This is a genomic window from Polyangium jinanense, assembly GCF_028435365.1.
The window spans coordinates 157,407-166,722 of record NZ_JAGTJJ010000025.1 but is presented as its reverse complement, the minus strand read 5'-3'; the positions used below and the strand labels follow the sequence as shown (position 1 = coordinate 166,722).

At 67.9% G+C, this 9,316-nt stretch carries 9 protein-coding genes; 4 read left to right on the top strand and 5 right to left on the bottom strand.

The features are described from left to right. Nucleotides 1-150 (bottom strand): IS4/Tn5 family transposase DNA-binding protein (locus tag KEG57_RS56180; protein WP_372518250.1); only part of this gene is annotated, 150 nt, incomplete at its 3' end. Between the two features lie 156 nt (nt 151-306). Continuing rightward, nucleotides 307-1,167, bottom strand: coding sequence for a PAS domain-containing protein (locus KEG57_RS31725; RefSeq protein ID WP_272459143.1), 861 nt, complete (start codon nt 1,165-1,167; stop codon nt 307-309). Nucleotides 1,168-1,326: 159 nt separating this feature from the next. On the opposite strand from KEG57_RS31725, the gene KEG57_RS31720 reads away from it, so the two are divergent. Then, on the top strand, nt 1,327-2,376 hold the full coding sequence (locus KEG57_RS31720; protein ID WP_272459142.1) for a S66 family peptidase: 1,050 nt from the start codon (nt 1,327-1,329) through the stop codon (nt 2,374-2,376). Between the two features lie 14 nt (nt 2,377-2,390). Here KEG57_RS31720 and KEG57_RS31715 read toward each other — a convergent pair whose 3' ends face one another. Continuing rightward, nucleotides 2,391-2,891, bottom strand: a complete 501-nt coding sequence (locus tag KEG57_RS31715; RefSeq protein ID WP_272422707.1) for a VOC family protein — start codon at nt 2,889-2,891, stop codon at nt 2,391-2,393. A 214-nt stretch (nt 2,892-3,105) separates the two neighbouring features. Next, nucleotides 3,106-4,194: a peptide-N-glycosidase F-related protein gene (locus tag KEG57_RS31710; protein ID WP_272459141.1), complete on the bottom strand. Its 1,089-nt coding sequence runs from the start codon at nt 4,192-4,194 to the stop codon at nt 3,106-3,108. A 93-nt stretch (nt 4,195-4,287) separates the two neighbouring features. On the opposite strand from KEG57_RS31710, the gene KEG57_RS31705 reads away from it, so the two are divergent. Together KEG57_RS31705 and KEG57_RS31700 are read left to right on the top strand one after the other, a co-directional pair. Then, a complete protein-coding gene (locus KEG57_RS31705) occupies nt 4,288-5,079 on the top strand; it encodes an ABC transporter ATP-binding protein (protein WP_272422709.1) in 792 nt (263 codons plus the stop codon). Then, nucleotides 5,076-7,208 carry an ABC transporter permease subunit/CPBP intramembrane protease gene (locus KEG57_RS31700; protein WP_272422710.1) on the top strand — a complete coding sequence of 711 codons (2,133 nt, stop codon included), beginning with the start codon at nt 5,076-5,078 and terminating at the stop codon, nt 7,206-7,208. The genes KEG57_RS31705 and KEG57_RS31700 overlap by 4 nt, the downstream gene beginning before the upstream one ends. Before the next feature lie 10 nt (nt 7,209-7,218). On the opposite strand, the gene KEG57_RS31695 is transcribed toward KEG57_RS31700, so the two are convergent. After that, nucleotides 7,219-8,115 carry a bile acid:sodium symporter family protein gene (locus KEG57_RS31695; protein WP_272422711.1) on the bottom strand — a complete coding sequence of 299 codons (897 nt, stop codon included), beginning with the start codon at nt 8,113-8,115 and terminating at the stop codon, nt 7,219-7,221. A 112-nt stretch (nt 8,116-8,227) separates the two neighbouring features. Between KEG57_RS31695 and KEG57_RS31690 the strand changes: the two genes are divergently transcribed. Next, complete coding sequence (locus KEG57_RS31690; RefSeq protein WP_272422712.1) at nt 8,228-9,202, top strand: PAS domain-containing protein; 975 nt, start codon at nt 8,228-8,230, stop codon at nt 9,200-9,202. Nucleotides 9,203-9,316: the final 114 nt, after the last annotated feature.

The following is a 9,316-nucleotide window of genomic DNA, read 5'->3' as shown; positions in this document are numbered from 1 at the left end:
AACCTCACTCACCTTCCCCGAGGGAAACAGCGCCGCCTGCGCGGCCATGCGCGTCAGTCGCCGGGTCCGGCGCTTGTCTCCAAGGTCCGCATGCCCGAACTCCTCCTCCGCCCACGCTTCCGCCGACAAGGCTGCCCCTGCATCCAACATCTCACTCGGTAAATGTCGTCAGAGGGGGGGAATGTACCGATCGGAGATGGGACCAATGCTCAGGGCCGTGCCTGGTCCGGGGTGAAGGGGGCGGACAGCCCCCTTCTGGGGTGCGGGGCAAAGCCCCGCGCATCCCTGTGGAACACCCTCTGAGGGCTATTTCCGCCGCCCGAGCGCCCACGCGACGCCTGCCTGCATCGTCGACAGCGTGACGATCCCATCCAGGCGTGCATCCATTTCAATCATGGCCTGCGCCATGGCGGCCTTGACGCCGGTGAGCACGACCTGCGCGCCGAGCAGCCGCACGGCCCTGGCGGCGTCGACGAGCAGGCGCACCACCTCGTCGTCGATCATGGTGACACCTGTCACGTCGAGCAGCACCACGGCGGCCTGGCGCTCCGAGACGCCGTGGAGGAGGGAATCGAGCGCCTGGGCGGCGCGCGCGCCGTCGATGCGGCCAATGAGGGGCATCGCGAGGACTCGGTCGGCGAGCGGCAGGAGAGGCGCCCCGAGCTCGCGTAATGTGACGGCTTGCGCGCGTCGTTCCTCCTCCAGGCGCTCGGCACGGCGCACGCCGGTGACGTCCCAGTAGATGCCCATCGAGCCGGTGATCGCGCCGTCCGCGTCCCGCACGGGCACCTTCTTGACCTCCACGTAACGCGCGCCCTCGGAGGAGGTGGGCGCCTGATGCTCCTCGACGCCTTGCCATGTCTCGCCCGTCTCGACCACGTGCCGGTCGTCGGCGTCGTATTTCTCCGCGAGCTCACGCGGATAATAATCGAACACCGTCTTGCCGAGGGCACCCTCGAGCCCGGAGCCGACGCTTTCGAGCAGCGCCGCGTTGGCCCAGACGCAGCGCCCTTCGCGGTCCTTGTGATAAAGGCTCAGCGGCAGCTCGTCGGCGAGCGCGCGGAAGAACCGCAGCTCGTCCTCGAGCGCCCGCACCTTCTCTTCGAGCGTGCGCACCAGCGCATGGTCCTCCGTGGACCCGTCGAGCAGTTCTTCGGAACGGATCATGATCCTTCTACCCGACGTCCGTGTCGCACGCGTGTGTCCAGATTGAAAGACAAAACGATGAAGCGGGTGGTGCCGACGTGTTCCGGGAGCATCCCGAGCTCGCGGGAAAGGATGGAGCTCGGTCGGCATCGAAGCATCGACGAAGGAGAGGACCTACCGATGGTGCCCATTCGCCCCCGACATCTGCGCCCCGGTGATACCGTCGCCGTCGTTTCGCCCTCCTGGGGCGGGCCGGCTCTGTTTCCCCACGTCTTCGAGCAAGGCCTCGCTGTCTTGCGCGAGGACTTCGGCCTCCGCGTGCGGGAGATGAAGGCGGCCCGCATGACCCCGGCGGCCCTCCAGGCCGACCCTCGGGCCCGCGCGGCCGACCTCCATCATGCCTTCGCCGACCCGGAAATCGCCGCGATCATCGCTTCCATTGGCGGCGAGGATTCGGTCCGCGTCCTGCCCTACCTCGACAGGGAGATCATCCGGACGAACCCCAAGATCCTGATGGGTTTTTCCGATACCACCACACTGCTCACATTCGCCAATCAGCTCGGCCTCGTCACCTTCCACGGCCCGTCGGTCATGGCCGGCTTTGCCCAGCTCCGCGCCCTGCCGCCCGCTTGCGCCGCGCACCTGCGTGAAATGCTCTTCTCGGCTGCCCCGACCTACACCTACCGGCCTTATGGCGCTTACGTCGAAGGTTATCTCGCTTGGAACGACCCCGCGAATACCGGCCTCGTCGAGCCCCTCCGTGACGATCCGGGCGGCTTTCGCCGGCTGCAGGGCACGAGCCCGGCCCTGGGGCGGCTCTTCGGCGGCTGCATCGAGGTCCTCGAACTCATGAAAGGCACGTCCTTCTGGCCCGAGCCTGCCTTCTGGACGGGGCGTATCCTCCTGTTCGAGACCTCCGAGGAGGTGCCGCCTCCGGCGCGCGTGGGGTATTTCCTGCGAAACTACGGAATGCAGGGCATCTTCGATCGGGTGGCGGGGATCGTCTTCGGGCGGGCACGGGGCTACACGCCCGAGCAGAAGCGCGAGCTCGAGGAGCGAATCGTTTCGATCGTCGCGGGCGAGTTTGGTCGGACCGACATCCCGATCGTCACGAACGTCGATTTCGGCCACACGGACCCGCAACTCGTCATGCCTCTCGGCGTGCTTGCGGAGCTCGACCCGGCGGGGCCGTCGTTACGGCTCGTCGAGCCCGCGTGCGCCCTGGGGTGATGCGTCGATGTGCTTCAGCCCGCCGCGGCTTTTTGCAGGGCCGCGATGTCGAGCTTCTTCATCCCGAGCATGGCCATCGTGGCCCTTCGCGCTCGGTTCGGGTCGGGATCGGAGAGCAGCTCGACGAGCTGCTTGGGCACCACCTGCCAGGACACCCCGAAGCGGTCGCGGAGCCAGCCACACTGCTGGGCTTTCTCGTCGCCGCCCTCGGTGAGGCGGTTCCAGTAGTGGTCCACCTCGTCCTGGCTCTCGCAATGCACGACGAACGAGATCGCTCCGCTGAACGTGAACTGGGGGCCGCCGTTGATGGCGGTGAAGTCCTGCCCGTCGAGCTGGAAGCCCATGGTCATGACCGACCCCTCCGCCCGGCCGGACATCTGCGCGGATTCCTTGCTGTAGCGCGTGGTCGTCACGATCCGGGAGTTCGGGAAGACCGACGTGTAGAACTTCACGGCCTCCTCGGCCTGCGTGTCGAACCAGAGGAACGGCGTGATGCGCTGAAACCTGTTTTGCATGGTCTTTTTCTCGCTGTTCTCGCCAGAGAGCGTACGGCAACTCCCCGCGGAGGTGCTTCACGTACTTGGACCCCGGGCCGAGGGAAAACTCATCGGTCCCCCACGACAAAATCGTGCGTCCCGGAACTGTCGTCCCACGCACCGGTCGGGGAGCCTCGGAGGCAAGAATCGATGCGCCGCGGACGGAGCGGACAAACGTACGTGAGCGGGCACCTCACCTGTACGCGATGAGCACCGTCGAGAGCTGATAATTCGGCTCCGTATGAGCCCCGCCATCGTAATCGCAGCCCGTCCCGAGCGAGCACCCCTCGCAAACGGCCGCATCGGGGCGACACGTATTCTCGTATTCTTCCACGCCATAGGCGATCTTCACGGTGGACGCGCCCGCGACGTCGGCCGTGATGTCCACCGTCCACGGGCGGACGTCGGCGCCCGGGCACCAGCCTGCGCGGGGATACTTCCACGTGCCCTGCTGGCCGGGCACGGCGGTGGTCGCGCAATCGCTCCGCCAGATGTCCTGCTCGTGCGGCGTCGCGCCGACGGTGAAGGTATGCTTGCGCGTGCAGAACTCGGCGCAGTTGTCCGCATTCCCCTGACCGTGGCCGGTGATGAACGTGCGCAGCGCATAGGACGTCGAGCCCTCGGGCAGCATGATCTCCTGCGCCGGAGCGCTCCCTGAGACCGGCTTCGAGGGATCGCCATAAGCGACATAGCGCCGATCCCAGACGGGGAGGACCGCGACGGGCAATTTCGCCGGAATCCCGCCTTTCATCTCGAAGCTCGCGGTGACGAGCCATCCTGCGCCGTACGGGCTCCCGGGGCCCACCCACGTATCGATGAAGGCGCGCACGGTCACCTCGCCGGCGAGCAGCGGGCGCAGATCGGTCACGTCGATGTCCCACGCGCCCTCCACCGCGTACGGGGTGATGTAGCGGGCGATTTCAAGGACCGTATCCTCCTCGGGCGTATTGCCTTTCGCCGTCACGAGGCCGAGGGAGGCGAATCGATCCCAGGCGTCGCAGCCGCCGTCCGGGCACGCGAGCGACAGGTGGAGGACGATCTGCGAATACTCTCCCTCGGCTGGGAACGTGGCCGGCGCATCGACGATGCGCTTGTTGTCCTCGCCGGTGAAATAAACGTGCGTCTTGTCGTGAGGGGTGACGACCGTATCGGCGCCGGGCACGGGCTCGCTCGGCCCGGGGCCACCGCCGGCCGTGCCCGAGGAATCGGGCGGCGCGGCAGGCTCGCTACAGGCCGCATGGGAGAGCAGAACGAGGGCGCTGAGGGCAGGAAGGCAACGCATCTCGCCCTGGTACACGAGATCCTTTCTGACTCCAAGGGGGGCCGCGCCTCGACCCCGTTGAACCGACGCGCGGTCGCTGCCAGAGTCCTCCCGATGTCCCCGGAAGCCTCCGCCCAAGGCGCCGCCCTCGCCGCCGAGGGCCTCGTCAAGCATTACGGCCCCACGATCGCCGTCGCCGGCCTCGATCTCGTCGTTCGTCCGGGCGAGGTCGTTGGCCTCCTCGGCCCGAACGGGGCGGGCAAAACGACCGCGCTGCGCATGCTCGCCGGCATCCTCCGGCCCACCGAGGGGCGCGTCCGGATCGGCGGCATCGACATGGCCGAGCGCCCGCTCGAAGCCAAAGCCCTGATAGGCTTCCTCTCCGGCGACACGCAGCTCTACCAGCGACTCTCTCCGCGCGAGACCTTGCAGTATTTCGGCCGCCTCCACGGCCTCTCCGAGACGCGCCTCGCCGCGCGGATCGACGACCTCGTGCGGGACCTCGAAATGGCCTCGTTCGCCGACCGTCCCTCGGCCACCCTCTCCGCCGGGCAAAAGCAGCGCGCCAACATCGCGCGCGCCTTCCTCCACGAGCCCTCCGTCCTCATCCTCGACGAGCCCACGAATGCCCTCGACGTCCTCTCCGGCCGCTTCATCGTCGAATCCATCCGCAAGGAGCGCGCGAAGGGCCGTGCCATTCTCTTCTCCACGCACATCATGAGCGAAGCCGAATATCTCTGCGATCGGATCTCCCTCATCCACGAGGGCCGCATCGTCGACGAGGGCGAGGTCCCGGCCCTCTGCGCGCGCGCCGGCGGCGCGAAAAACCTCACGGATGCATTCCTTTACCATGTCGAGCGTGGCGCCCCCCGCGCGGACGGCGCGGCTTCCGGAGGTGCGGCGTGAGGCTCTCCATCGTCCTCGTCATTCTGCGCAAGGAGCTCGTCGAGACGTTGCGGGATCGCCGCACGTTCGTGAGCCTCGTCCTCCTGCCGATGATGCTCTATCCGCTCTTCGCGCTCCTCATGAGCCGGATGGCGGGCGCGGAGATGGATGCGCTCGAAGCGCGCCCGTCGAAGATTGCCGTCTGGGGCGAGCTCTCGCCCGACGTCTCCGCGGCGCTCGCGGCAGGCGAAAACAAACTCGAAATCGTGCCCTGGCACGGCGCCCCCGAGGCGCTCCGCCGGGACCTCGAAGCCGGATCCATTCCGCCGCCCACGCCCGCGCCCCCGCGCCCGCCCGGGCCACCCCGCAAAGACCCGGGCGCCGAGCCGAGCACGGGCACGAAACAACGCGACGCGGAAAGGCCCGACGCCGCGGTTGCGCTCGCCGCCCGCACGCTCGTCGGCGCCCGCGAGGCGCACGCCGTGCTCGTCCCCTGGCGGGGTTTCTCCGAGGACGTCCGCGCCGGCAAGGCCGCCCGCGTCACCATTTATTACGACTCGGTCTGGGGCGACTCCGATTTCGCGGCCGATCGCCTCGATTACGCGCTCGCCCGGGCCCGCGACGGCCTCCTCGTCTCGCGCGAGGGCGAAAAAGGTTTGCCCAAGGGGTTCACGTCGGGGCTCGAGGTCGTCTCGCGCAACATCGCGCCCGACGAACGGCGGGTCGGCAAGGTCCTCGGCACGCTCATGCCGATGATGCTGATCCTCATGTCCCTCCTCGGCGGCTTTCTCCGCGCGGCCGACATGACCGCCGGCGAAAAGGAACGCGGCACCATGCAGACCTTGCTCTGCGCACCGCTCTTGCCCCTCGAGATCATCACCGGCAAATTCCTCGCCGTCTTCGTCGTCTCCCTCGTCACGGCCCTCGTCAACGTCGCGAGCCTCGGCCTCACGCTCCGCCGCATCCTCCCCGGCGAAATGGACGTGCCCTTTTCGGCCCACGCGTTCACCTTCGCGCTCCTCATCCCGGTCACGCTCCTCTTTTCGGCGCTCTTTCTGGCCGTCGCGGCCTTCGCCCGCGATTTCAAGGACGCGCAGAACCTGCTCACGCCCGTGTATCTGCCCGTCATGCTCCTCTCGATGCTCACGTCCTTGCCCGGGATGGAGCTCTCCGTCACCACGTCTTTCGTGCCGCTCCTCAATGTCGCCCTCCTCATCAAGGCGATTTACCTCGGCGACGTCGCGCCCGATCTCGTCCTCTTCACGCTCGGCTCGTCCACGCTGTTCGCCGCGCTCGCGCTCGTCTTCGCCGCGCGTGTCTTCGAGCGCGAGGACGTCCTGCTCGGCGGCCGCGGCTCGTTCCGCGCCGTCTTCACGTTCGAGCGGCAAAAAGGCGGGATCCCGAGCCTCGGCTTTTCCCTCGGCGCCTTCTCCGTGATCCTCGTCGTGACGTTTTACGCGAGCTTCCTCCTCGAGAAGACCACGAACAAGACCGTGCAGATCGCCGGCACCCAGCTCGGCCTGATGTTCCTGCCCGCCCTCGCCGCCATTGCCGCGTCGGGCGCCTCGATGCGCGAGACGCTCGGCCTGCGCTGGCCGCGCCCGCGCGCCCTCGTCGGCGCTGTCCTCGCCGGCCTCTCCGGGGGCGTCGTCGTCAGCGCGATCGCGCTCCGCCTCGTGCCCGTCCCACGCGAATTCTCGGACAAGCTCGGCGACGCGCTCCTGCTCGACGGCCAGCCCCTCGGGGTGCTGATCCTCGTCATCGCCGTCCTGCCCGCGCTCTGCGAGGAGACGCTCTTCCGCGGGTTCCTTTTCACGGGCCTGTCGCGCGCCGGGGTCGCCGTCGCGCTCATCACCTCGTCCTTGCTCTTCGGCCTCGCGCACGGCTCGATTTACCGATTGATCCCCACCTTCTCGCTCGGCCTCTTGCTCGGGTATGCCCGCCACACCACGCGGTCGCTCCTGCCCGGCATCCTCGTGCACGGGATCAACAATGCCCTCGCCATGACGATCCTCGTCGTGCGGCCTGCATGGCTGGAAAGGTTCTTCGGGGATGAGCAGCCCGTCGGGCTCGGGGCCGCCGCGGCGCTCGTGCTCGCGCTCGGCGTCTATCTGATGCGCGAGCCGCGCGTGGCCAAAGCGCGCGGCTGAAAGATGCTCCTCACGCCGCCTTCGGCTGCTCGGCGGGGGCGCTCTCCTCGTTCCCGCGCGCGACAATACTCCCGAAGGCGGCGGCCGTGAAGAACATGATCAAGCTGTAAATGGCCGGCGGAATGGCCATCGTCGAATTGTTGAGCAGCGTGGGCGCCGAGGCGATGGCGATCGCCAGAGTCCCGTTGTGAATGCCGATCTCCATCCCGATCGCGGTCGCTTGCCGCTTCGGCAGCCGCACGAGCAGGGGCACCAGATACCCGATCCCCATGCTGACGAGGTTGAACACGAGCGCGGCCAGGCCCACCTGCCGGAACGACGTCAAGAGGCTCGCCCGCTCCTTGAGCACGGCCGCGACGATGATGAGCACGAGGAACACGGCCGAGATGATCTTCACCGGCTTCTGCAGCCGATCCGAGGCGGCCGGCCGCTTGGCCCGGATGAGCATCCCGATCCCCACGGGCACGAGCACCACGGCGAAGACCTGGATCACCTTGTCGAACTGGAGCGGAATGCTCTTTTCGGTCCCGAGGAACGCCGTGAGCGACATGTTCACGATGAACGGCAGCGTGAACAGGCTGAGGATGGAGTTCGTCGCGGTCAGCGTGATGTTCAGCGCGACGTCGCCTTTCGCGAGGTGGCTGAAGAGGTTCGCCGTCGCGCCGCCCGGCGAGGCGGCGAGCAACATGAGCCCCACGGCGAGCTCGGGCGGGAGCCCGAAGCCCTTCGCGATGCCGTAACACGCGAGCGGGAGGAGCACCGTCTGGCAGACGAGCCCCACGAAGACGGCCCGCGGATACACCACGACGCGGCGGAAATCCTCGAGCCCGAGCCCGAGTCCGAGGCCGAGCATGATGACGCCGAGCGCGAGCGGCATGAACACGGCCGTGAAGACATTCGATTGCATGGTGAATGGAGAGGGTGTCACGAACACCACCACCGACTCAACAAGGGAGTGCGGCGCGAACGCGCTTGCTTGCGTTTCGGCTCCGGTTGTAGAAATACTCGGAAGGGGAACCATGGGATCTGAACGAACGGCGGAGGGCGCGGGGGTCGACGTCGCCGCGCTCGAGGCGGAGATCGCGGCGCTGCGGCGCGAAAACGGCTCGCTGCGCGCGCAGATCGTCGCGCTCGAGGGCGCGCTCATGGACCAGCGCGTCGAGGCGACGCCGTCTCGGATGACGACGATGCGCGCCGCCGTGGCCGAGCGCGCCGACAACGAGCGGAGGCGCCTCCTCCACGCGATCATCGACCATTCGCCGAGCGTCGTCTTCGTCAAGGACCCCGAGGGCCGGTACCTCCTCCTGAACCGTCACGCCGAGCGGCTTTACCGCAAGCCACGCAAGGAGTTGCTCGGCCGGACCGACGCCGATTTTTTCCCGCCGGAGGCCGTCCGCGCCATGCGGGAGAGGGACGAGGAGGCGGTGCGCCGGGACGAGCCCATTCAATTCGAGGAGGCCGTCGAATTCGCGGATGGGACCCACCATTACGTCACGATCAAATTCCCCATCCTGAACAGCTACGGCGCGCTCATGGGCGTCTGCGGCATCGCCACGGACATCACCGAGCAGAAGCGGCAGGAGGAGGAGCGCTTGCTCCTGCGCGAGCAGGTGATCGCCGCGCAGGAAGAGACGCTCCGCGAGCTCTCCACGCCCTTGGTCCCGATCGCCGACGGTGTCGTGGCCATGCCGATCGTCGGCCGCGTCGATCAGGCGCGCGCCGAGCGCATCATGAGCACGCTCCTCGACGGCATCGGCCACCACGGCGCGCACTCGGTGATCCTCGACGTCACGGGCGTGCGCACCGTGGACACGAACGTCGCGAGCGCGATCGTCTCGGCGGCCCGCGCCGCGCGGCTCCTCGGCGCGCGTGTGGTCGTGACGGGCGTGCGGCCCGAGGTCGCGCGGACGCTCCTCGAGATCGGCACCGATCTCGAGGGAATCGTCATGCGGAGCAATCTGCAGAGCGGCATTGCATTCGCCCTCCGCCGTTAAAGCGTAGAGCCGCTCGCAGCCGCCCGCCCGACGCGACCGGCCGGCGGCTCGGCTCCTGTCGTGCTCCCTCGGCGGGCAGGAACCACACAGGACGGCAATGGCACCCTTCTTGGT